The sequence below is a fragment of the Mesorhizobium sp. M0522 genome (assembly GCF_040321085.1).
In the GTDB taxonomy this organism is placed as follows: Bacteria; Pseudomonadota; Alphaproteobacteria; order Rhizobiales; family Rhizobiaceae; genus Mesorhizobium.
The window spans coordinates 36,435-58,410 of the sequence record NZ_JAMYQW010000027.1; the positions used below are offsets into that span (position 1 = coordinate 36,435).

Annotated in this window: 23 protein-coding genes and 1 pseudogene; 8 read left to right on the forward strand and 16 right to left on the reverse strand. The window is 60.3% G+C overall.

Annotation, left to right across the window (positions count from 1 at the left end; genetic code table 11):
- Positions 1-12: 12 nt before the first annotated feature.
- From NKI58_RS24650 to NKI58_RS24665, 4 genes are all read left to right on the forward strand, one after another.
- Positions 13-756, forward strand: a complete 744-nt coding sequence (locus NKI58_RS24650; protein ID WP_023680169.1) for an ABC transporter ATP-binding protein — start codon at positions 13-15, stop codon at positions 754-756.
- Entirely contained in the window at positions 743-1,588 is an 846-nt protein-coding gene (locus NKI58_RS24655) for an ABC transporter permease (RefSeq protein ID WP_245274843.1), read from the forward strand. Before NKI58_RS24650 ends, NKI58_RS24655 begins: the two co-directional genes overlap by 14 nt.
- Positions 1,534-2,808: a hypothetical protein gene (locus NKI58_RS24660; RefSeq protein WP_352718476.1), complete on the forward strand. Its 1,275-nt coding sequence runs from the start codon at positions 1,534-1,536 to the stop codon at positions 2,806-2,808. Before NKI58_RS24655 ends, NKI58_RS24660 begins: the two co-directional genes overlap by 55 nt.
- A gap of 274 nt (positions 2,809-3,082) precedes the next feature.
- Complete coding sequence (locus tag NKI58_RS24665; RefSeq protein WP_198023649.1) at positions 3,083-3,748, forward strand: sulfite exporter TauE/SafE family protein; 666 nt, start codon at positions 3,083-3,085, stop codon at positions 3,746-3,748.
- A gap of 216 nt (positions 3,749-3,964) precedes the next feature.
- Here NKI58_RS24665 and NKI58_RS24670 read toward each other — a convergent pair whose 3' ends face one another.
- Genes NKI58_RS24670 through NKI58_RS24680 form a run of 3 tightly spaced genes read right to left on the reverse strand, consistent with a single transcriptional unit; the run spans position 3,965 to position 6,051 of the window.
- Positions 3,965-4,399: a YqaA family protein gene (locus NKI58_RS24670; protein ID WP_023680173.1), complete on the reverse strand. Its 435-nt coding sequence runs from the start codon at positions 4,397-4,399 to the stop codon at positions 3,965-3,967.
- A gap of 24 nt (positions 4,400-4,423) precedes the next feature.
- A complete protein-coding gene (locus NKI58_RS24675) occupies positions 4,424-5,761 on the reverse strand; it encodes a cation diffusion facilitator family transporter (RefSeq protein ID WP_352718472.1) in 1,338 nt (445 codons plus the stop codon).
- An 8-nt stretch (positions 5,762-5,769) separates the two neighbouring features.
- Positions 5,770-6,051 (reverse strand): metal-sensing transcriptional repressor, encoded by a 282-nt coding sequence (locus tag NKI58_RS24680; RefSeq protein ID WP_023680176.1) that lies wholly within the window; start codon positions 6,049-6,051, stop codon positions 5,770-5,772.
- A gap of 158 nt (positions 6,052-6,209) precedes the next feature.
- Between NKI58_RS24680 and NKI58_RS24685 the strand changes: the two genes are divergently transcribed.
- The 3 genes from NKI58_RS24685 to NKI58_RS24695 all read left to right on the forward strand — a co-directional run bounded on the left by NKI58_RS24685 (position 6,210) and on the right by NKI58_RS24695 (position 8,128).
- Positions 6,210-6,542 carry a hypothetical protein gene (locus tag NKI58_RS24685; RefSeq protein WP_352853801.1) on the forward strand — a complete coding sequence of 111 codons (333 nt, stop codon included), beginning with the start codon at positions 6,210-6,212 and terminating at the stop codon, positions 6,540-6,542.
- A 48-nt stretch (positions 6,543-6,590) separates the two neighbouring features.
- Entirely contained in the window at positions 6,591-7,328 is a 738-nt protein-coding gene (locus tag NKI58_RS24690; RefSeq protein ID WP_023680178.1) for a HupE/UreJ family protein, read from the forward strand.
- Between the two features lie 104 nt (positions 7,329-7,432).
- Positions 7,433-8,128, forward strand: coding sequence for a hypothetical protein (locus NKI58_RS24695; RefSeq protein ID WP_502898842.1), 696 nt, complete (start codon positions 7,433-7,435; stop codon positions 8,126-8,128).
- Positions 8,129-8,292: 164 nt separating this feature from the next.
- Here the strand turns inward: NKI58_RS24695 and NKI58_RS24700 are convergent, their stop codons facing one another.
- Positions 8,293-9,006 (reverse strand): HoxN/HupN/NixA family nickel/cobalt transporter, encoded by a 714-nt coding sequence (locus NKI58_RS24700; RefSeq protein WP_031212981.1) that lies wholly within the window; start codon positions 9,004-9,006, stop codon positions 8,293-8,295.
- A gap of 21 nt (positions 9,007-9,027) precedes the next feature.
- Entirely contained in the window at positions 9,028-9,672 is a 645-nt protein-coding gene (locus NKI58_RS24705; protein ID WP_023680181.1) for a DUF1007 family protein, read from the reverse strand.
- A gap of 359 nt (positions 9,673-10,031) precedes the next feature.
- Here NKI58_RS24705 and NKI58_RS24710 point away from each other — a divergent pair, with 359 nt between their 5' ends.
- Positions 10,032-10,211 carry a hypothetical protein gene (locus NKI58_RS24710; protein WP_023680183.1) on the forward strand — a complete coding sequence of 60 codons (180 nt, stop codon included), beginning with the start codon at positions 10,032-10,034 and terminating at the stop codon, positions 10,209-10,211.
- Positions 10,212-10,992: 781 nt separating this feature from the next.
- On the opposite strand, the gene copD is transcribed toward NKI58_RS24710, so the two are convergent.
- The 11 genes and pseudogenes from copD to NKI58_RS24765 all read right to left on the reverse strand — a co-directional run bounded on the left by copD (position 10,993) and on the right by NKI58_RS24765 (position 21,960).
- On the reverse strand, positions 10,993-11,850 hold the full coding sequence (gene copD / locus NKI58_RS24715) for a copper homeostasis membrane protein CopD (protein WP_023680184.1): 858 nt from the start codon (positions 11,848-11,850) through the stop codon (positions 10,993-10,995).
- Positions 11,851-11,915: 65 nt separating this feature from the next.
- The gene (locus NKI58_RS24720) at positions 11,916-12,308 is read right to left on the reverse strand and encodes a copper resistance protein CopC (protein ID WP_084641759.1); all 393 of its coding nucleotides are present in this window, start codon (positions 12,306-12,308) and stop codon (positions 11,916-11,918) included.
- Positions 12,309-12,466: 158 nt separating this feature from the next.
- Entirely contained in the window at positions 12,467-13,042 is a 576-nt protein-coding gene (locus NKI58_RS24725) for a hypothetical protein (RefSeq protein ID WP_245274844.1), read from the reverse strand.
- 248 nt (positions 13,043-13,290) lie between these two features.
- Entirely contained in the window at positions 13,291-14,298 is a 1,008-nt protein-coding gene (locus tag NKI58_RS24730; RefSeq protein ID WP_023680187.1) for an AI-2E family transporter, read from the reverse strand.
- A 101-nt stretch (positions 14,299-14,399) separates the two neighbouring features.
- Positions 14,400-14,506, reverse strand: a pseudogene (locus NKI58_RS24735) (transposase); the annotation flags it as partial.
- A 126-nt stretch (positions 14,507-14,632) separates the two neighbouring features.
- The gene (locus NKI58_RS24740; RefSeq protein ID WP_023680188.1) at positions 14,633-15,697 is read right to left on the reverse strand and encodes an ABC transporter ATP-binding protein; all 1,065 of its coding nucleotides are present in this window, start codon (positions 15,695-15,697) and stop codon (positions 14,633-14,635) included.
- Positions 15,690-17,360: an ABC transporter permease gene (locus NKI58_RS24745; protein WP_352508356.1), complete on the reverse strand. Its 1,671-nt coding sequence runs from the start codon at positions 17,358-17,360 to the stop codon at positions 15,690-15,692. The genes NKI58_RS24740 and NKI58_RS24745 overlap by 8 nt, the downstream gene beginning before the upstream one ends.
- A gap of 120 nt (positions 17,361-17,480) precedes the next feature.
- A complete protein-coding gene (locus NKI58_RS24750; RefSeq protein ID WP_023680191.1) occupies positions 17,481-18,584 on the reverse strand; it encodes an ABC transporter substrate-binding protein in 1,104 nt (367 codons plus the stop codon).
- 208 nt (positions 18,585-18,792) lie between these two features.
- Complete coding sequence (locus NKI58_RS24755) at positions 18,793-19,896, reverse strand: ABC transporter substrate-binding protein (RefSeq protein WP_031212986.1); 1,104 nt, start codon at positions 19,894-19,896, stop codon at positions 18,793-18,795.
- Positions 19,893-21,299: a sensor histidine kinase gene (locus NKI58_RS24760; protein ID WP_023680193.1), complete on the reverse strand. Its 1,407-nt coding sequence runs from the start codon at positions 21,297-21,299 to the stop codon at positions 19,893-19,895. The genes NKI58_RS24755 and NKI58_RS24760 overlap by 4 nt, the downstream gene beginning before the upstream one ends.
- On the reverse strand, positions 21,286-21,960 hold the full coding sequence (locus NKI58_RS24765) for a response regulator transcription factor (RefSeq protein ID WP_023722098.1): 675 nt from the start codon (positions 21,958-21,960) through the stop codon (positions 21,286-21,288). The genes NKI58_RS24760 and NKI58_RS24765 overlap by 14 nt, the downstream gene beginning before the upstream one ends.
- Between the last annotated feature and the right edge of the window lie 16 nt (positions 21,961-21,976).

The following is a 21,976-nucleotide window of genomic DNA, read 5'->3' on the forward strand; positions in this document are numbered from 1 at the left end:
ATGCGAAGCCGGATGTCTGACAAGGCGCAAATCGCTACACGGCAAGAGGGAGGATATGCCCTTCAGGTCGGTGCGTTGACCAAGCGCTATGGCGAGCAAACCGCGTTGGCGGATGTTGCCTTCAACGAGGGGGCCGGCGAAGTTCTCGGTCTTATCGGGCCGAACGGCGCCGGCAAGACTACGCTGTTGGAAGCGATCGCCGGGCTTCTTCCGGCCGACTCGGGAAGGATTCTCCGGCACGGCGCCTCTCTGCCGCCTGCATCGCGCCGCAGGTCGATCTTCTTCCTTCCCGACGGCCTGCGGCCCTGGCGCGACCAGTACGTCGAACATGTTCTTGCGTTCTTCGCTGATGTCTACCGGACATCGCATCTCGACGTCGCGGAGACAGTCGGGGCCGTCGGACTTGCACCGGTGTTAATCAAGCGCGTGTCTGAATTGTCCAAGGGGTATGCCCGTCGACTGATGCTGGCGCTTGCCCTGATCACGCCGCATCCCGTGCTGCTGATGGACGAGCCCTTTGACGGCTTCGACTTACGACAGACCCGCGAGATCATGAGCGTGCTTCGCAAGGTCGCGGCGCAGGGGCGCAGCCTCGTCCTCGCGATACACCAACTGCTCGATGCCGAGCGCATGTGCGACCGTTTCGTCTTGCTCGCGGACGGCCGCGTGCGCGGCATCGGATCCCTGAGCGACCTGCGGGCGCGTGCGGGAATTTCGTCCGGTGGGTTGGAGGAGGTTTTCCTTGCGCTCACCTGAGGCAGCCGTACCGCTCGGCGCTCCCTTCGGCCCCTTGCTGGCCAAGGAGCTGCGGGAAATGGCGAGCGGCCGGCCGCTCTGGACAATGCTGCTGATGCTCTGCCCTCTCATCGGCTTCAGCTTCTTTCAGGCCGTGTCGCTCTACGGCGAAACGAGCGCTACTGCCCTCACCTCGCCTGGGCTCGCGAGCGCACTATCCCCGCTGGACGGCGTACTGGTTCCGACGTTCGGCGGCTTCTACGTCGCCGTTACGCTGCTGTTTCCCTTTGTTGCCATACGCGTGCTCGGCAACGAAAAGGAGTCCGGCGCCTTGCGGCTCCTGATCCAGCTGCCCTATCGACCGCCGACTTTGATTGGCGCCAAGCTGGTCGCCGTCTTCGCAGCTTGGCTCATTGCCAGTATCCCTGCGCCCTCTGCGCTCGCGATTTGGGAGTTCATGGGTGGACATCTGTTCGTCGCCGAGACCCTGAATGTTGTTCTCGGACATCTCCTCTACGGCCTGTTGGTCGGCGCCATCGCGTTATTCGCAGCTGCGCTTACCGAGAGCGCGGCAACCGCGGCGATTGTCACACTCGGCTTCACACTCGGTCGTGGGTCACCGACTTCGCGGCGGCCAGCCAACCCGACCTCCTTGGCTGGTCGTCGCGGCTGTCGCTCACGCAAACGCTGCACACCTTTGAGCTCGGATTGTTGTCGCTCAGTCTGGTCGTCGGGGTGCTTGCGGCGATTCTTGGATTTGCCGCACTCGCTGCCATGTGGCTCCCCATGGGTGCTACCGTGCGCATCAAGCTTGTCCGTTCGCTCATCTGCCTCGTGGCGACCTGTCTTGTGATGGTCGCGGCTACCCAGATCAGATGGTCCGCCGATGCGACCGAGGACCGACGGAACTCTTTCTCGCTTGCCGACCAACAGGCCCTGGCGCAACTCAGCGATCAGTTGACCGTCACCGTTCACCTGGCGCCCGAAGACCCCCGGTACGCCGATTTGCGAACAAGCGTCCTATCGAAGCTCGAGCGGGTCATTCCACGGATTGTCATCCGTTTTGCAGGCGACCAGCAGAGTGTTGTCGGCAGCGCAAGCGATGAGTCGTATGGCGAAGTCGAGTACAGCTATGGCGGCCGGTCGGCCGTCAGTCGATCGACCGGCACCGAGGAGGTACTGCCGCTCCTTTATGGGCTCGCAAATGTACCTCTGCCCGTGCCGGCGACCGGGGCCGGCGATTATCCCGGCTATCCGCTCGTCGCGGCTCCGTGGATCGCGCTTCCCTGGTTCCTCGGCGGCCTGCCGCTGCTCGTCTGGGTTGCTTGGTGGCGGAGCCGCCGCGCACCGGCCATCAAATACACTTCAAGCCAGAAGGAGATCAGCCGTGGACATCTTACATCGCCTCAAGACAATTGCCGCGGCAGGTGTCGGCTTGGTGGCCTTGCTGCTGCCGAGGAAGTTGGCACAGATTCGAAGGCGATGCCCGGCGTGGTAGGCATTTGGCGGATCGAAATGGAAGCCGACAACAAGGTGTTGGCCGTCGACGGGCGCCAATGGAAGGAGGGACAGACTTCCGCTGGTCTCGCAGACAAGGCGCGGGCGCTCTATGAGGAGCGGTACGCCGAGTTTCTCGACCGCGTCCAGGCTTATGCATACTTCCCCTACGCAGTCTTTGAACGCACGCCAGATTTCCGCGATGGAGAGATCGCCGTCCGTTTCGAGGGCATCAGCGGCCGCATCGACCAGGGTGCTGGGATATTGTTCAACCTTAAGCCCAATGGCGACTATCTCACGATTCGCGCCAACCCTCTGGAGAACAACCTTGTGTTGTGGAAGTTCGAGAAAGGCAAACGCTCGTCGGTGACCTGGGTCAAGAACACCCCGACCCCAACCCATGAATGGCACGACCTGAAGGTGCGCATCGCCGGCACCAAGGTCGAAGGCTATGTCGACGGCAAGCTCTACCTCCAGGACACGCTGCCTGAGCCGGTGAGCGGGCGTGTTGGCTTGTGGTCGAAGGCCGACAGTCACGTGTATTTTGATGACTTCACCGTAACTCCGGCTGGTTAAGCGGTCCGCTTTCAACCAGTTTTCAAATGTATCGGCGGTACGGTGCGCCGGAGTCCGGTCTTCCGGGCGCCCGCGTTTGGCCCGGTAATGGGTGATTATTTCCATCGCACACGAGACTCAAGAGGCGAGCCTGGCTTTTGCGAATCGATGCGTTCGGAACGATCGAAGGCCCGCTTCGTTCTGATCGGATGGACTGGATTAGACTAGGCCTCCTGGCGTTGGCGGGGTTCTCACCTGGACACTGAACACCCTATCGGCCGGAGGCGGAGGTCTATTGCTGATAGGCCGTGACTTTCATCACAGGCAGCGCCGCGGTTGCGCCGGTCATCACCTTGACCGAACTCATCGGCAATCCCATCCGCGCATAGATTGGAGCTTGGTCCGTTGGTACCTGCCGGGCGCCATCGCCGGTGCCGCTGCGGGCTCCTGGCTCTTCGCCAACAGTCGGGCGGAATGGCTCCAGATACTCATAGGAATCTATCTGATCGGTGCAGTCTGGGAATTTCGCGGCGGGGCGCGCGAGCGGAGCTACCGAGCCCGGCGCTGGTGGTTCCTCCCGGCCGGCCTGATCGTCGCGCTGTTGTCGGCGCTGATGGGCACGGTGGGACCCGTCCTGAATTCGCTCTATCTGAACTACGGTTCGGAGAAGGAGACGTTGGTCGCCACGAAATCGGTGAACTCGTTTGTGACCGATGTCGTCAAGATCGCGGTATTCACTGGACTTGGCGCGCTCGGTGGTCAGGCGGCCGTATACGGCGTAGCCGCGGGTTTGGGCGCCGCGCTTGCCAATCTGCTGGCCAAGCGCTGGCTCGAACGCCTGAGTGGACGACAATTCCGCGGCCTTGTGGTCGCGCTCATGGCTGTCAGTGGAGCGCTGATGATATGGAACCAGCACAGCTTCGTTGTGCAGGCCTGGCGCGCGGCCACAAGAATGTCTTGACAATGTCGATGTTGGCTAGAGCGCCGCGGCGTAGCTTGGTTGACCGGTCGCGCGATACGCAGAAGCTGGCGAAAGGCCTGCGCGCGGCCCTCAACAAGGTCGCTGTCAAAAAGAGCTGGGCTTCCCGTCCGCCTAAATTAAATCAGACGGGGCTCTTCGGCTGGTTCCTTTGAACCCGTCGACCTAACCAGCTCAGCTTGGAGAAGATTCGCGACGTCAGATGACGCTCAGTGTCACGGCCGCAAGAACAAGATAACGGCCGGCCTTGGCGGCAGTGACCAACAAAAGGAAAACCCGAAAAGGCTCGCGCAGGACGCCCGCGACGACGGTCAGCGGATCACCGACAACCGGCAGCCAACTCAGCAGGAGCGACCATTTCCCATAGCTGCGATACCAGTCTTGCGCGCGTTCCAGTTGCGCTTGGTTCATCGGAAACCACCGCCGATCCCGAAAGCGCTCGATGCCTCGCCCGAGCAGCCAGTTGATCACCGATCCAAGCACATTGCCGACGCTGGCCACCGCGATGAGCAGCCAGGGCGAATAATCCGCAAGCAAGAGGCCGACCAGCACTGCTTCTGATTGCATCGGCAAGATCGTCGCGGCGATCAAGGCCGCCAGGAACAGACCAGCATAGGCCGCGAGATCGGTCATTGAACCGGATATCCGCCAGTCGATCTAATGATGGTGACCTTCGGGTTCGACCATCTTGAACGGCAGCACCTGTTCGCGATCTTTCGCGGTCAGCACCAGACTTGCCTGGAACTCATGCGGTTCGGCAGGGGCGACGGTGCTCTCAAGCCGATGATGGTTGTCGGCGACGGGTTCGAGGCGAAGCGTCTCCGGCCCATTGGGTCGGTCGATGATCACCGTGGCTGTAAAATCATCGGTGTGCCGTTCTATGGTCAGCCGCATCCGCTCGCCGGCCGCCGTGTCGACGATTTCCAACGTCCCCGCAGCCAGATCGCAGGCGACTTTGAAGGGCTCCGGCGCATGATGGTGAGCATGAGAGGCTTCCGCGCCAGTGACGGCCAGCCCGGCTGGGCTCACCAGGCGGACATTGGCTTCCGCCAACGCCGGCAAGTGGGCGAACAGCTCCTCCTTGAGGGCTTCGGTTACGCCCAGCACGTCCTTGGCCGTCGCCATCTCCGGAACACTGATGGCCACGTCGGCATGCAGACGATGTCCGATCCAGCGTGCCTGCACGCTTTCAACGCGCCCGATGCCCGACACGTGTTCGGCGGCATGATGGATTTCATCGACGATGGCGGGCTCGACTCCGTCGAGCATGCGGGTCAACACGGCTTTCGACGACTGCCAGACGATGGCGAAGATCGCCACGGTGATCAGCAGCCCGACGATCGGATCGGCAAGCGGAAAGCCCAGCCAGACGCCGATAGCGCCCAGGACAACCGCCAGGCTGGTAAAGCCGTCGGTGCGGGCATGGTAGCCGTCCGCGATCAGCGCAGCGCTGTTGATCTCTCGCCCGACGCGGATACGAAATACGGCGACCGCTTCATTGCCGATGAAGCCGATGAGGCCGGCGATGGCGACCCAGCCAAGAAACGTGATGGGACGCGGATTGATCAGCCGGTCGATCGCCTCGTAGCCGGCGACGATGGCACTGAAGAGGATGATGAGAACGATGACGATCCCGGCCAGATCCTCGACCCGGCCCAGGCCGTAGGTGAACGTCTTGCTCGGTTTGCGGCGGGCCAGCACGAACGCGATCCACAGCGGAATGGCAGTGGCCGCGTCGCCGACATTGTGGATCGTGTCGGCCAGCAGCGCCACGCTGCCGGAGAGGAACACAACCACAAGCTGGAGCGCTGCCGTGATGGCCAGAACGACGAATGACCATTTGATCGCCCAGATGCCGCGCGTCGTCGTGGCGATCGTCGGATCTATGACACCGTGTGTGTGGCCATGGCCGCCATCACCGTGATCATGTCCGTTCCCCCCCATGCCATGCGTCATCGGGCCAAACCCAAACCAATCGCGAACTTTGTCCATCATGGCGCTTCTCACAGGTACTTGGTGATGTCCTTGAACTCGTCGATCGAGCGGCGCTGCTCGCGCGCCAACGGCCCGACGACGTCTTCAAGGCAATGGTTGAGATGATCCTGGATCAGGGTCTTCTTGGCCTGCGAAATGGCCTTCTCGACAGCATGAAGCTGCTGGGCGAGGTCGAGGCAGGACCGGCCCGCCTCGATCATTTCGATGACACCCTTGAGATGTCCATCAGCCCGTTTCAGGCGCTTGACGATATCGGGGTGGGTTTCGTGGGTGTGGGATTGGTCGCTCATATGTTAATACTATCCTCCCGGAGGGGATATGCAAGTCTCAAAGAGGCCTCGATTCTGAGGTAGCAAAAACCATTCGTTAGGATTTTAGAGAATAATCGCCGTTCATGCCGAATCGGATCCACCGCACGGTTTTTTGCCTGGTCATCGCTTTAGCGATGATGTTCGGCGTGCTGCGTCCTTTCGGCTATTCGACCTCACACGATCCGATCGCGATTGCAGCCGCCGCGGTTGAACGTCACGGCGGAGCCGCCGCGCAGATCGAAGATCTTGGCCACGCACACGATGATGGCGTTTCCGGCGAGCAGAACTCTGATCATTTTCACGGGCACAATGCGGCAGACCACTCGCACGAGGCGGCGAGTACGCCCGCCGACTTCGCACCGACCGTTCCACAGGTCGAGCGGGGCTGGCTGAATTATCCGCCGACTTTCGTCGATCCGGACACGACATTCCGGCTCGAGCGACCGCCGAGACCATTCCTCGCCGCATGATCGCGGCCGCTCGCGCGGCCACCCTCAACGACGAAGATTGGAAATCTCATGCAAGGACCCTTCCACCGGGGCCGGTCACGCTCGCGCCGCGCACGTTGGCGAACCGCCCTGCCCCTGCTTATCGCTCTGCTGACCCTGCCACTGCTCGCCGGAGCAGCCTTCGCCCATGCCGTCGCCGCCGGCGACAAGGGCTATATCCAGGAAATCTCGGGCATCAACGTGCTGCCCTTCATCTATCTCGGCGCCAAGCACATGGTGACGGGATACGACCACATCCTGTTCCTGTTCGGCGTGATCTTCTTCCTCTACCGGATGAAGCATATCGGCATCTATGTCAGCCTGTTCGCGCTCGGCCACTCCACGACCATGCTGCTCGGCGTCTACTTCAATGTCGGCATCAACAGCTACATCATCGACGCGATCATCGGCCTGTCTGTGGTCTACAAGGCGCTCGATAATATGGGCGCCTTCCAGAGCTGGCTCGGCTTCCAGCCGAACACCAAGGTCGCGACGCTTGTCTTCGGCTTCTTCCATGGTTTCGGCCTGTCGACGAAGATCATCGAATACAACATCTCGTCGGACGGCCTGGTGCCCAACCTTTTGGCCTTCAATGTCGGCGTCGAGATCGGGCAGCTCTTGGCTCTTGGCGCCATCCTGATCGTGATGGGCTACTGGCGCCGGACACGAAGTTTCTGGCGCCACGCCTATACCGCAAACGTCATCATGATGACGGCTGGTTTCCTGCTGATCGGATATCAGCTCACCGGCCTGTTCGTCGCCGCATAAGGAACCGAATCATGTACAACACCGACCTTCCCAGCCGCGCCGATTTGCCGACGTCAGCGCAGCTGAAGCGCTCCACCTTCATTGCCGCGCTGACGGCTTTCGCATTGGTCATCACGGTCGTCATGCCGTCCGAGTATGCGATCGACCCGACCGGAGCAGGCAGATTGCTCGGCCTCACCAGAATGGGCGAAATCAAGACACAGCTGGCAGCCGAGGCGGCAGCCGACGAAATGGCCAGCGCGAAGGCACCAACCGAGCGGATGACGCAAATGGTCCCTCCGGCCGAGTTGATGGCGCGCATGGACCGAATCGAAAACCTCCTCGTCGCCCTGACCGCCGAACGGCCTGCTTTGCAGCCGTCGCCAACTGGGGAGGCCGTATCCCAAGACAATGTGACAGTTGGAGAGATCGCTCCTGCCGAGGCTCCGGCCATTGCTATAACGCCTGCCGCCGAAGCAACCTCGGAAGCCCCGATCCAGCCAGATGGAAGGCAAGACGAGCTATCCTTCACGTTGGCGCCAGGCCAGGGTGCCGAAGTCAAGCTCGTGATGCGGCAGGGCGCCAAGGCAAACTTTTCCTGGACAGCTGACGGCGGCGTGGTGAACTTCGAGACGCACGGCGATGGCGGCGGTCAGTCCGTCAGCTATGAAAAGGGTCGCAGCGTTCCAGCTGACGAAGGTGCCATTGAAGCCGCCTTCGATGGAAATCACGGTTGGTTCTGGCGCAACCGCGGTGGCAGCGACGTGACCCTGACGATCCAGACTGAAGGCGACTACATCGACATCAAGCGTATGATCTAGCGCATACAGGGTCGCCCGGCGCCACTTCGAGCGTCGGGCGTCACCTATCCGTCTGTTCCACCGACGAGCGCAGATGCGCGTCGAAGCTTTGCGCCGCGACGAAGACACGGCTGACCTCCAGGTAAACGGGTCTTGATCCACCCCTCGATATGGTTCACCGCATTTCAGCCCGACGTGATCTGCCAAACGGCTACGCCGGCAAGCGCCAAGCCGGCAGCGCCCTCAATGGCTCGGGACATGGCATCGAACAGGCGTGGCCGGCTATCGAAAAAATGCACCAGACGTTCACGAAACAGGATCGACAGCACCGCAACGCAAGACAGCGTCAGCGCCACGCCGGCCATCATGGTGATTGCGAAAAGAATGCCGGCGACCGGAACGCCTCTGGATATCGCAAAGGTCATCACGAAAAGCGTCAGCGGGCATGGGATCAGGCCGGCCATGACGCCGACGGCCTCGCCCTCATGCTTGTGGTGATGGCCGTGGCTCAATGCGCGCCAGAGCATCCAAATGCCGATCAGGCCAAGCAGGCCCCGACTGACGTCTTCCAGCAGCGGGGCGCGGCCAACACTGCCCAGGGCAATCGATACCAACGGCAACGAGAGCGCCGCGATCAGCACGGCAATCGTTACATGCGTGAAGGAGAGTGTCAGCGACACCAGAAGCCCACGCCGGACGCTGGCATCCGATCCTGCCAGATAGGTGGCCAGGACAGCCTTGCTATGGCCCGGCGTCAGCGCATGCGCCGCACCGAACAGAATGCCCATGGGCAGAAAGGCCGTGAACGCCAGCCAACCGCCGCCGGCCGCAAGCAGTTTGATCTGCTCGGCCAGCGCCAGGTAGATCGTGCGTTGGAACTCGACCAGCGTCTGGAACATTGCCATCGAACCGGCTCCGGGTCAGCCGCACGTCAATTCGAGGCGCGTCGCGAAAATCTTGCCGAGATCGGTCCCCGTCGGATCACTGAAGAACGCGTCTGTCAGGCTCTTCTGGTTCTGCGCGATGGCCGTGTCCGGATCTGGACGGACGACGGAACGTGAGCAGCCTTGCGGCAGACCGGCCACCGCAAGCTTGTCGTCGTCGGTAAAATCGATTGCCGTGTAGAAGGTCGGATCGTAGACACCGATACTGACTTTTCCAGCAAGGGCCAACGGGTCCTTCGGCTGCGTTTCGAACTGAACGACGAGTTGATCGTTTTCATAGCTGACGCTGAACTTCGGCGGTGGCGCCATCGTCACGTCCTTGCCGTTCAAGGTCACCATCTGAAAGTAGTTGTACTCGGCCAACGACGCATGGACGGTGAGAGCGACTTCATCGAGTTCCTTCGCATCAAGGACAAGGTCGGAATTCTTGTCGAATTCCATCAGCACAGTGCTGGAAAAGAGGTCGTCGAAACGCCAGAGATGCCGAAGCGACTTGAGCGTCCTGTCTGGACCGACGGTCAGGTCCAGCTTCGCTTCGGCAAAGACATGCGGATGGGCGTTCGCTGCCGCGGTGGAAGCGAGCAACAGCGCCGCGCCGGATACCATGCCTGTCAGTTGCATTTTTCGCTCACATTTCGCTCGTCGATTCCGCATCAGGCAGGACACCTGCCATTGCAAGCAGGCCGAAATGGGACGGGCCAAAGCCCATACCAACCTTGATCGATCAGGGCTGTGTTGCTTCATCTAAGGAGGCAGCTACCCAAGGTCGCCCTTCAGCCAATGTTTGAGCATGATCACCGCGATACCAGCAAGGATTGCCAGCACTATCATCCAGATGATCTTTTGCCGATCGCTCAATTTCCTGCTCCTGATCGATTCAGAGCATTCCTATCGCGAGTTCCTTGCAAACGCAAAAAGCCCCGCGTCCCGTGCAGATAACACCAGCTGATCCGCCCTAGTCGTCGGCGATCGAGCTTGCAATGACCCTGTTCGATGTGATCCGGACCTCGGGAACGTCAAATGGACAAGTGCTTGCGATTGCCGACTGTCAATATGTAGAGTTTGGAAACTTGCATTCCGTTTCTGTCCTCGCCGATTGTTTCGGCATCCGTCCGGGCGAAGAAACGCTCCTCGAATGCCGCGCGGTCGACATCGAATAGGTTTATGGAGCAAGGTTGCACGGACTTGCCATTCAAGTGGCTTTTGTCACCGCGATCATGGTTTTGGCCGGGAGGTCGTCACCGGTAGCCTCCCAGCCCTGGAAGGCGCCTACGTCACCGACGGGGGCAAGTGCTGCGTCGCCGGATACCGGAGTCCATCCGCGTCTCCTGGCCGCAGGACGGTTCGTTCGAAGTCAGGTCCATGGGCAAGACAAATACCGTGAAAAGCTTCCAACGCCAGATCGACATTTATCGGCACGCACCAGCGGCGATCTCAGGCATATAGCAGCGAGCGCCGGGATAAAGAGGGGCTTCGACATCAGCACACCGCAGGGTCAAAAAATGGACCCTCTGGCACGTTAGTCAAGAGTGCCATTTGGCGGGCCCAGCGGCTGCGACGAGATCGACCTGCATCCGACTGTCGGCGGCTGCGCCGTCGCCCCGTAGTATCATTCGCCAGTTATTCTCCGACGCGGTCCGCATTGAAGACCCGCGGTAGCCGTCGAACTTGTGTGTCCATTCCCTCGGCCCTCGGGAGGCTTCTCCACCAGGGTGGGGATCAAAGGAGCGATGAACGCTGGCCGGCTGGGGCTGGCAGTTACTCGTTTACGCATGGAATCGTGTCTAGGTCGCAGGCATATATCCGCGCTCCACACGTCCTAACGTTGGTTGAGATCGGCAGCCAGACCGGCCAGCCACTCTGTGCGCCAAGCGGATAGAGGTGAGTGTCGATCGCGAATTGCAGAAACGGTTGCCAGCGGATAATTGCAAAGTCAGCGCGTCACGCGTACGGATCCATAAGCCCCAGCGCGCTTACATCCATAAGCACCCCAAACCCAATGATCTGCTCCAGCGCAACGTTGCGAGACAATGTGCCCAAACTTTTGGCCGGTTCGGACTTCATGCGGCTGACCAGGGCGTATCGATTGTAGACCGCCAAACCGACCATCGCGACGAATAGGCTGATCTTGAACAGGAGAATTCGACCGTAGCTGTTGCGCGGATCGGGGAACGAGCCAAGCATTAGCCAAGTGGTCATAGCGCCCGTAAAAAAAATGAGCGCAACCGCCACCATACCAAAGCGGGAGAAGCGCCACAGGACGGTTTCCACGCCTGCGACTTCGGATGGATGCCGCTGCGCTGCCGCGATTAGCAGGCCGAGGGGCAGGAGGCCACCTATCCACGCCCCGGCACTTGCAACATGGAGAGCTTGAGTCAGTGAGGCTAGAAGGCCCAACGCCGCCGCGTGGCCCTGCCAACCCTCACAGGTCAGTAGCAAGAAAGCCGGCCCGACGACCAATTCGGGCCGCCCCGAGAAGCTGATCACCAGGAGCAGGAGAACGAGCGAAAGGCGAACAAACCAAACAGTTCCGAAGTCGCTTTCCATGAGAACGCCGTGCAAGGTGTCAACCATACCCTCGCGTCCGGAGAGCCCGGCCGTAAAGCACAGCAGCCAAATTGCCGCGAAGATTGCGGCCGCAAGTGCGAGGGCAGGATTGATGTTAGGGGGTAAAGGCGCAAGCGCGGAAGCCGCGGTTCTGTCTAGCGCATAGAAAGGGAAGAGTGCCGACCCGAATAGAATCATCACTGAGAGGAAGTAGACCCACCGGGCGAAGGCCAGAGTGCCATCAACGTCCATTTCTACGGTCTGACTTCAAATTTGAAATTGCCCTTCACCTTGTGCCCGTCTGCTGACAGCGCGTGCTAATCAACTTGATAAACACCCGGCGCAAGGGACCTTGATACAGGTGACACCATGTCCTCATCGCGCACCGCGATCTCCGTGGTGATCTTCGCACCATCCGGCCCCGACAGATCGATGCCCGAGAATCGAGCCTCAATGGATTCGCTAAAGCGCAGTCGAATCTCAGTGGGCGGAGCGGCAATGGTGCTATTGATCTCTGGAGTAGCCTGGACCAATCGAGCATGCGCAAGCGCCTGGCCCGATAATGGCACGCTCCACAGCGCAACTGTGGCGATCATTCGGATAGTTCGGTTCAACGCGAACTCCTCCCGACGTTCATCAAAGACTATGCACTTTCTGACGAGTATACGAATTTGTTGGTGTTGCAGGGCCGCGACTGTTCGAGCTGTCACGAAATTTTCCGTTTGCCGGAAAAGTGATGGGAGATCAGGCCAACACGTTACCGACCGCCGAGACTCTCGATTGAAGGTCACGGACGCCGCAAGCGTTTGTAATTATCAGGACAAGCGCGGGCCAAACAAGCGTTTGCGCCCGCGTGACTCCGTTTCAGCTACTTAACCGGGATCATGAGATGTGCGTATGGAGTGCCCGGCCACATCACATAGGGCTTGGATGTGTCAGGCTTGGGGTCCGTCGGATAGCCCTGCATCATGTCCATTGCGTTGACGATCATCACATGCGGGCCGGTCTCTATCCAATTGTTGCCTTCCTCGGGCTTCGTCGCATAGGGATCGGTGTTGCTGCCATCGGTACCGCCGGACAGCATGTACATGAAGCCGACCTTGCCCTTGGGCGGTTCCTTCTTTTCCATCCATGCCATCGCCCATTCCATCGCGTTGGCATCGCCGCACATTGGGTCCGGGCCGGGCGTGGACGGGCTGTCTGGCATGCACCAGAAGCCGTTCTTGCCCTCGCGCAGGGTGCGCATGGCGCCCTTTTCATCCGCGGCGTAGACCGCAGCGCCGCTTGCCACGGCAGGGGGTGCAGCAGATTCAGCGCTCTTGATCATCGCAGCGTCGTCGGCGGCTGCGCCTTGCATCGTAACCAAACTGCCTGCCGCCAAAAAGGCAGCGACCGTCAGAAGCCGTTTCATGGCCGTTCTCCGGTTTGAGTTGATCTTGTGCATGACGTCCGACGCACGGCTTTCCAGAGCTGTTTGTCGGTGATCAAACAGTAGCAGATTACATGCCTCCGGACAATTTACGTTTTAGCGCTGTCTAATGTCTTTGCAGGGGGCGTGCTATTAAACCTTCAAATCGGTCACGAAACTCCTGAGGGTTCACTAACCAAGATGGTGCTGTTCAGCGAGTGGCCAAATTTGCGCGGTTTCCCAGCAACCTTGCTTGCGTCGTCAAATCGCCACCTGCCCTAACCCTAGATTAGCCCGCGCATCGTCAGTTCAGCCTTCAGATAGGCATAATAGATCGGCGCGGCGACAAGACCCGGCATACCGAACCAGGCTTCCATGAAAACCATCGCCAGAAGAAGCTCCCAGGCACGCGCATTGATCCGCGAACCGATGATCTTGGCGTTTACGAAGTATTCGAGCTTGTGAATGATGATGAGAAAGGCAAGCGAGCCGAGCGCTGCAAGGAAGGAGATGCTGAGGCTGACAACCACGATCACCGTGTTGGAGATCAGATTGCCGATGACCGGCAGAAGGCCGGCGACGAAAGTCAGCGCTATCATTGTCCTGATGAATGGCAGATCGATGCCGAAGGACGGCAGAACAGCGACGAGATAGACCGCCGTCAGAAACGTATTCAACGCCGAAATCCGGATTTGCGAGAACACGATGTTGCGAAAGGCCTTGCTCAGAATGTTGACACGATCCGCCAGCGCGACCGCCAGTGGGCCGGGCTCGCGCGATGGCGCCGCCGAGCTCACCGCGATCAAGCCGCCGATCACCATGCCGACGACAATGTGGACCACCAGGACGCCAACATCCCGCCCAACGAGTTGAAGCTGGCCGGCATGTTCGCGGAGCCACCGGGCCGCGAAGACTTCCAGTTCCTCGATGTTCGAGGGAAAATAGGCCATCGCCCAGGTCGGGAGATGGACGCGCGCGGTATCGATGATCTCGGCCATCTTCTTGAGGAGCGTCACGACGTTCTCCGAACCGCCAGTCAATTGCGACATGCCGCTAAAGATAGCGGCGGCTATCAGGAGCGTGAAGATCAATGCCACCAAGGTCAGCGCAAGGCTTTTCGTCAGGCTGTTGGAGACGCCGATTCGATGGAGCATCGGTGCGGCGAAATGAACGAGATTGAACACGAGAAGGCCCGAAAGCAGTGCCGGAAGCAGCCCGAGTTCGAGAACGGCGACGAGCGCTATAAGCGCAAGCAGGCACGACGCGAGATAGAACCATGAGAAAGTCAGCACTTTTCACCTGCAGAAGCAGCCAAGTCCTCTCCGGGTTTCATTAGCTTTGATACCCGGTGATGCGCAAGCGAACACGCGTTCAACACGTGTGTAAGGCTAACCGCCTCGCAGATCCCATGCTTGCGCGCCAGGTCGCCCGCTTTTGCCCCGCCTCATGCTCACGCAGGACCGCGATGATCAGCTCTTCCGTAAACCGCATTCTTTTCATCAGTCCGCCCTTCAATCGAGCCGGACTCTAATCTCAGATGGAGGAAATTGCCCGTGGCAGGTCAGCCGCTCGAGAATGTTCATGCCGGTTGGCAAGAATGATCCTCTTGGTGGTGAACGCCGAAGTTCATTCCGCCGCGAAGACCATCAGATCCTCGAAGGGGAACTCGACATGGTATTGGCCGGACGGAAGGGCGTCCCGGGAATAGGTCCGGATGGTCAGGTCATTGCTTTCGAAAATGACTTCATGCCGATCGCCAAGGAAAAGGCTCTCGACGCAGGTCATGGCAATACGTCCAGGGCCGTCCTCCCCGGACCACGTCACCCGCTCAAGCCGGACGAGTGCGGTGACTTTGGCGCCGACGGTCAGCTCCTGCTGGGCGCTGCCCACAAGATGGATGCCGTTGGCGACAATTTCCGCACGGTTGCCGTTGATGGCGGTAACCACGCCGTCAAGGCGATTGCTGGCGCCCATGAACTCTGCTGCAAACAGGCTCTTCGGCTTGTTGTAGATTTGCTTGGGCGTTCCGTCCTGTTCGATCTGGCCGCCGTTGAGCAGCAGGATGCGGTCGGCGAGCGCCATGGCTTCCACCTGATCATGGGTGACGCACAGCGCCGATAGCCCGAGATTGGTGATGAGGCGGCGCAGCCAGATCCGCGCTTCTTCGCGTAGCTTGGCGTCCAGATTTGAGAGCGGCTCATCGAGCAGAATCACGTTCGGCTCGTAGACCAGCGCACGGGCCAACGCCACGCGCTGCTGCTGTCCGCCGGAGAGCTGATGCGGATAGCGCTCGCCCAGTTTGCCGAGGCCGATGCTGTCCAAAGCCTTCTGGACGCGGCTCGCAACATCTGCCTGGGACACTTTGCGCAGCTTCAGGGGATAACCCACATTCTCGGACACCGTCCGATGCGGCCACAGCGCATAGGACTGGAATACCAGCCCGAGACCGCGCGTTTCCGGCGCCAGATTGATGTTCTGCCCGGCATCGAAAAGCGGCTTGTCACCGAGCAGTATCTTGCCGCTCTTGGGTGTCTCCAGACCGGCGACCGCTCGCAAGAGCGTCGTCTTGCCGGACCCGGACGCGCCGAGCAAGGCGACGATCTGACCCGGTTCGACCGAGAAGGACACACCTTTCAGGATTTCAAGGTTGCCGTAACTGAGGCGCAGGCCGTCTATGATGATGTCAGTCATTGAGGCGGACTCCAAAGCGCATCGCGAGGGCAAGACCGGTCACGATGATGACGGTGTTGATGACGGCGAGAGCCGAGACCAGATCGATCGCGCCGGTGCCCCAAAGGGAAACCATGAGCGAGCCGATCACTTCGGTTCCCGGTCCGAGCAGATAGACGCCCGTCGAATATTCACGGGCGAAGATCAGGAAGATCAACAGCCAGGCCGAGAACATGCCGCCGCGGATGAGCGGCAGCGTGATGTCCCGGGCGACCCGGCCCTCGCTGGCGCCAACTGACCGGCCGGCTTCCTCGAGCTCCTTGCCGATCTGCAGGAGCGTTCCGGAAATCAGCCGCATGCCATAGGCGAACCAGACAATGGTATAGGCGAGCCATACCGAGATCATCGTGGCACGCAGGGGTGCGATCGGCTTGAAGAAGAGAAATATCCACAGCATGGCCAGGCCAGCCACAATGCCCGGCATCGCCCGCGGTATCATGGCCACGTAATCGACGACTTTAGTCAGGGGTGCGTTCGAGCGGTGACCGGCGAGTGCCACGGCAGTATAGGCCGCGATCGAAGCCGCGCCGCCGACCACCGCGACGCCGACCGTGTTGAGAATGGCGCTGATGACATTCGGATAGTCAGCGAGATCGCGATAGTGATCCAACGTCAGCACCTGGAAGATATTCACCCCGACGCCCCAGCTTGTCACCAGTGAACGAATTGCGACGCCGCCCACCGGTATGATCACGGTGGCCGCGAACCAGGCCACCACAAGCGCGAAGGCCGGCCAGCGAAGAGCGCCCAGCCGGATGGGGTTGTGCCGACTGCCCTTGCCTTTGACAGACACATAGCGGCTGGCGTTGCGCAGCATGTAGCGCTGCAGCACGACCAGCGGCAGCGCGATCATGATGATCGCCACCACCACTACGGCCATCAACTGGTAGGAAGGGACACCGAGCTTGTTGGTGAGCTTGTAGAGATAGGTGGCGAGAACCAGCACGCCTTCCGGATCGCCAAGCACCAGCGGCAGGCCGAAAAGTTCGAAACCGAGGAAGAACACCAGAACCGCCGCATAGAGCACCACCGGCATCACCATGGGCAGCGACACACTGGCGGCGACGCGCCAAGGGCCAGCGCCGGCGGTGCGTGCCGCCTCTTCGAGGTCGGCGCCAACGTTGCGGAGCGCCGCCGATGCATAGAGATAGACATGTGGGACATGGGTGAGCCCGGCAATGATCGCGATCGATGTCACCGAATAGACATTCCAGGGCACGTAGCCGATCATCGACTTGACCGCCAGCGAGACGAAGCCGACTGGTCCCAGTGTCATCACATAGCCGAAGGCCAGCACCACCGCCGACATGAAAACCGGGATCAGGATGATCGGCTCCAGCCAGCGCTTGCCCGGCACGTCGGTGCGCACGATGATGAACGCCAGCAGGATTCCCACCGGAACTGCGATCACCGTCATGCCCACCGCGAGCTTGAGCGAAGTCGTCAGCGCTAGCCAGAAATCCGCGTCCGCGAGGATGAAGCTGTAGGCGTTCAGCGACAGATGCGCGGTTTTCTGGAAGAAAGGCGCGGACAGAAAACTCTGATAAATGATCAGGGTGACCGGTGCCAGCACCACCAGGATGGCGAGGAGGTTGGTGCTGACACGAAAGACACGGAAGGGCATGATCGCCTCGAACAAAGCCGGGGGCCGTCCGCTAGCAAGAGCGCAAGCGCGCGGTTCCGATGATTCTTAATAGCAAGAAGGGTGAGAGAGCCGACTGTGGAGGCACTCCCGATCAAGCGATTACTCGCCCTTCATGGCTTTCTGCCACTCGTTGAGGAACGCCAGCCGTGTCGTCTCGTCGAGACCTTCGAGCAGCTTGTCGTCGAGCGCGATCGGGTGAACGTTTTCACCGGCGGCGGCCTTTATGGACGCCAGCGTGGTTGCCCCTTCAACGTCATCACGAACGGCATAGAGCTTGATGTCGTCGGCGATCAGCTTCTGCGCGCGCGCCGACAGCAGATAGTCTACGAATAGCTTCGCAGCATTGGGATCCTGGGCTTCCGCCGGAATGACGGTGGCGCGGGTGGTCACCAGGACATAGTCCTTCGGGATTATCACACCGAGGTTCTCGTCCTTGGCCTGCTTGGCGAGGCCATATGAGCCGAAGATGCCATAGGCGATGGAATGTTCGCCAGACGTGACCTTCTCGATCATCGAGCCGGCGGAGCTGTAGAGCTTGATATGGGCCTTGCCAAAAGCCTTGTTAAGCGCCCAGGAATCGGTCCAGTTCTTGGCGTCCTGGTTGTAGAAATAGAAGCCGACACCGGATTTTTCCGGATCGTAGGACGCGATCTTGCCATCATATTCTGCGGTCTTCCCGGTCATCAGCTTGAGAAGATCGGCGTGGGTTGCGGGAACATCGCCTTCAGGCACGAGACGCTTGTTGTAGACGAAAGTCACCGGGTCGGCGGTGGTACCATAGACCATGTCCTTGTAGGACGCCCAGGCCGGAAGGTGGGCCGCCTCCACGGATTTGTATTCCTGCGCATAGCCGTCTGAGGCAAGTTTGATCTGCAGATCCGGAGCCGAAGACCATGCGACATCTGCCGTGCCTTGGCCCGAAGCGGTTTCGGCAATGACGCGATTGTAGAGTTCGGTGGAATTGAGGTCGGAATATTCGACGGCGATGCCGGGGAATGCTGCTTCGAAGTCCTTGAGCAAGGGCTGGACCAGCGCCGCATCGGTCGTCGAATAGATGCTGAGCTGTCCTTCCGCGGTGGCGGCGGCCACCAGATCCTTGTAGTTGTCCGGATACCCGGCGGGGATCTCGGCAGCGGCGGCAAGCGTCGCGAAAGCGGCTGACAGCGAAAACGCGGCCATCATCGTCGCAAGACGATTTTTCATTAGGGTCTCCTCCAAGTTCGCCTAAATCGTACGCCTCCAGGCACAAAGGCGAGTATCATCCTGACCTGTCACCAACCTGTCACGGCGATGTCGAGGTTTGCTCAGCCGACTAGGCCCGATGGGTCGTGATCAGATTGTCGACGACAGCCGGATCGGCCACATCGACGTATTGCCGAATTTTTGAAATCTTGGGACGGCATCCTACGCGTCACGGTCGCTGGCCCTGCGCATCGATCATGGACTTGCTCCAATCCTCGATGAAGCGGCGGCGCAACGCCTCGTCCTGTACGGCAAGTAACGCAGGGCCGATGCGTATGGCGCGCGCGATACCAGACTCCCCAAGTTTTTCCGGGCCGTCCGCTCCCTCAGGCAATTGCCCGTTCTCGGCAAAAAAGAAGGCGCTATCCCTGGCAACCTTCTGTCCCCGGGCTGACAGAAGGTAGTCGAGAAATCGTTTGGCAACGCCCATATTCGGCGCCGTCTTCGGAATGAGCGCGCCACGACTGAGTATCAGCGCATAGTCCCGCGGGACAACGACCCTCAAATCGGAATTGCCCCTGGCCGCCGCGTAGGCATATGACCCGATCATATTGTAGCCTATATATAGGCTCCCGTTTGCAACGTCCTGAAGGGTCTCCGCGGTGCAACAACGCACCACAGTTTCCGCTCGGCTCATGCTTTCCAGAAGCCGACCGTAGACCGCCGTCGTCTGCCGCGCATCACTGAACGCCAATAGGTAGCCGATGCCCGAAAGTCGGATGTCGAACGTTCCGACCCGTCCGCGATAAAAATCGATCCGCCGCCTGAGAAGATCGGCGAGTTCGATGTGGGTGCGCGGTACGTCGCCGGACGGCACGAGGCGGGCGTTATAGACGAAGACGGCCGGTTCGTAGGTAAAGCCGAATACCTCGTCGCGCCAGTTTGCCCAATTGGCGACATGCGCGGTTTCGGCCGACACGTGCGGCGCCGCGCAGCCGTCATTGGCGAGCTTCACGAGTTGGTCGACCGACGGAGACAACAAGATGTCGCCCAGCACCGCGTCCGTCCGACAGGCTTCACTGGCACTCCTTTGCAAGTCGTTGGTGACATATTCAACATAGTCGACTGCCACGTTGGGGAAAACGGACTGAAAATCCCGGATCAGTGGTTGCATAGCCGCCAGATCGGTCGCGGCGTGGATCGACAGTCGGTCCTTCTCCGGCTGAGACGAAGGGAAAAATGCGCTGCTTCCTTCAGCAGCTCTTGCCGCGTGACCGATGCATAGGAGGACGGCAGCCATCAAACCGAATGTCGGCAATGTTCCCGTTATCATCCGGTCTTCTCCGTGGCGATGGGCAACGTCAAGGTGACGGTGAACCCTTGCGTGCCCTTCCCGCCATCCTTGCTTGTCTCGCGAAAGGTCAGCGCGCCACCGTGAGCCGCCGCAACCTCCGACGCGATGGCGAAACCAAGACCTGCGCTGCCGTCATGAGATTTGGACGTTTCGAAGCGCTGCGTGACCCGCTCCCACTCGCCCGGCGGAATGCCCGGTCCGTCATCTTCGACCTCGAGATGGGCACGCGTACCGTCGCTGCGTACTCTGACCTCAAGGCGCGACACTACTCCATGGCGCAAGGCATTGTCGATGATATTGACGATCGCTTCGCGAAGGCTGACGGCGTCCGCAAGCACGACCGGCTCGTCGTCAGGCGCCTCGAAGGAGACGATGATGTCCGGATCGATAGTTATCGGAACCGCCGCACGGAAAGCGCGCCGTGCGACATCTGCCAGATCGTGCCGCTGAAGCTGCACGGAATCGGCACGATGGATGACCATGGCGTGGCTGAGCAACTGGTTGGTCAGGCGCGCAAGTTCGCTGGCGCGCTGCTGTACGCGATCGAGATGCTGGCGGCTCGACTTGTCCAGCTTGGCTTGACTCAACAGATCGAGCTGCGCCGTTAGCGCTGTCAGCGGCGTTCTGATCTGGTGCGCCGCGTCGGCGATGAAGCGCTGCAGGAGTTTCACGCGCTCGTCGAGCCGACTCATGAAATAATTGATGGAAGTAACGAAGGGCCGCAATTCTCTCGGTACGACGACCGTTACCGGCGTCAGGTCTTGTGGATCGCGACGGCGGAGCGTCGCTCCGAGATGCTTGACCGGTTGCAGAGAATAGCGAATAGCAATCATCGCTCCAGCCAATGCCAATATGCTCATGATCGCCAGGAGGACGGTCGCCCTGAGAGTCAATTCACCCGCGAGCGCGCGACGGGCTTCCGTGGTCTGCCCAACGATGACATGCGCCCAACCGGATACGGCTGGATCGGACAGTGCGCGCGCCACCACCGCAATCCGAACCGGTTCGCCGCGATAATGCGCCGATTCCAATACCGGGACATCGTGTATTGCGGCCAGATCAACTTCTGTTTGCAGATCGGCATAACCTGTCAGCGTCGCGCCGGAAGGGCCGATCACGCGATAGAAGATGCGATCGCGGCTGGCGAGGCCCAGGAGTTCAAAAGCTGATACCGGCAGGTTGATGATGAGCGAACCGGATTCAACCGTAAGGCTGTCTGCCATCTGGATGGCCGCACCAAGCAGAAGCCGGTCATAGGCGTCATCGGCGGCGGTACGTGCGTAGTACGACGCCGCACTCACCAGAAGAGCCGCACCCAGGCCCAGCACCAGCGAGATGCGGACCGCCAGGCGCGTGAAAAGGGAAGGCTCAGCCGGTATCATCGGAAGCCAGCTGATATCCCACGCCCCGCACGGTAACGATCTGCGCCTTGGCGCCTTCCAGCTTCTTGCGCAGCCGCCCGACATAAAGTTCGATCGCGTTCTGATTGGCCGGCTCGTCAAACCCGAAAAGCTGATCGATAAGTTCATCTTTGCTGAAGACGCGGCCTGGCCGCGACGCCAGTATCTCAAGCAACGTCATCTCGCGTCGTTTCAATTGCACCTCGCGCCTGCCTACTCGGACTGAGCGGCTGCCGCGGTCGAGCACGACATCGCCACACTGTACGATGTTGGTCGCCTCGCCGCTTTTCCGCCGGAGCAGAACACGGGCGCGCGCTTCCAATTCCCGGAAATCGAACGGTTTGACCAGATAGTCGTCGGCGCCGAGATCGAGCGCGCCAACGCGGTCCTCTATCTCGGAACGGGCCGTCAACATCAGAACCGGGGTCGTATTCCTTGCCTGCCGGAGCCGTCGAACGATTTCAAACCCGTCGAGGCTGGGCAGCATGACGTCGAGGATGACGAGATCGTAGCAGGTGAAATCGAGGATCTCTGCGGCAGCACGGCCGTCCGTCTCCCAATCGACTGCGTGGCCGATCGTTTCGAAGCGGCGGCTGATAGCCTCGCCAACGTCGCGCGTGTCTTCGACGAGGAGAATTCGCATGCCGGAGCATTTGCAC

Bases quoted from the DNA above. Each gene is read 5' to 3' on its own strand.
- NKI58_RS24745 (WP_352508356.1), bottom strand. From the start codon at position 17,360: ATGCCCTTCCGTGTCTTTCGTGTCAGCACCAACCTCCTCGCCATCCTG.
- NKI58_RS24690 (WP_023680178.1), top strand. From the start codon at position 6,591: ATGCAAGGACCCTTCCACCGGGGCCGGTCACGCTCGCGCCGCGCACGT.
- NKI58_RS24760 (WP_023680193.1), bottom strand. From the start codon at position 21,299: ATGATACCGGCTGAGCCTTCCCTTTTCACGCGCCTGGCGGTCCGCATC.
- NKI58_RS24685 (WP_352853801.1), top strand. From the start codon at position 6,210: ATGTTCGGCGTGCTGCGTCCTTTCGGCTATTCGACCTCACACGATCCG.
- NKI58_RS24700 (WP_031212981.1), bottom strand. From the start codon at position 9,006: ATGTTCCAGACGCTGGTCGAGTTCCAACGCACGATCTACCTGGCGCTG.
- NKI58_RS24725 (WP_245274844.1), bottom strand. From the start codon at position 13,042: ATGCACAAGATCAACTCAAACCGGAGAACGGCCATGAAACGGCTTCTG.
- NKI58_RS24680 (WP_023680176.1), bottom strand. From the start codon at position 6,051: ATGAGCGACCAATCCCACACCCACGAAACCCACCCCGATATCGTCAAG.
- NKI58_RS24755 (WP_031212986.1), bottom strand. From the start codon at position 19,896: ATGATAACGGGAACATTGCCGACATTCGGTTTGATGGCTGCCGTCCTC.
- NKI58_RS24740 (WP_023680188.1), bottom strand. From the start codon at position 15,697: ATGACTGACATCATCATAGACGGCCTGCGCCTCAGTTACGGCAACCTT.
- copD (WP_023680184.1), bottom strand. From the start codon at position 11,850: ATGGACGTTGATGGCACTCTGGCCTTCGCCCGGTGGGTCTACTTCCTC.
- NKI58_RS24675 (WP_352718472.1), bottom strand. From the start codon at position 5,761: ATGATGGACAAAGTTCGCGATTGGTTTGGGTTTGGCCCGATGACGCAT.
- NKI58_RS24765 (WP_023722098.1), bottom strand. From the start codon at position 21,960: ATGCGAATTCTCCTCGTCGAAGACACGCGCGACGTTGGCGAGGCTATC.
- NKI58_RS24670 (WP_023680173.1), bottom strand. From the start codon at position 4,399: ATGACCGATCTCGCGGCCTATGCTGGTCTGTTCCTGGCGGCCTTGATC.
- NKI58_RS24650 (WP_023680169.1), top strand. From the start codon at position 13: ATGTCTGACAAGGCGCAAATCGCTACACGGCAAGAGGGAGGATATGCC.
- NKI58_RS24750 (WP_023680191.1), bottom strand. From the start codon at position 18,584: ATGAAAAATCGTCTTGCGACGATGATGGCCGCGTTTTCGCTGTCAGCC.
- NKI58_RS24710 (WP_023680183.1), top strand. From the start codon at position 10,032: ATGACCCTGTTCGATGTGATCCGGACCTCGGGAACGTCAAATGGACAA.
- NKI58_RS24705 (WP_023680181.1), bottom strand. From the start codon at position 9,672: ATGCAACTGACAGGCATGGTATCCGGCGCGGCGCTGTTGCTCGCTTCC.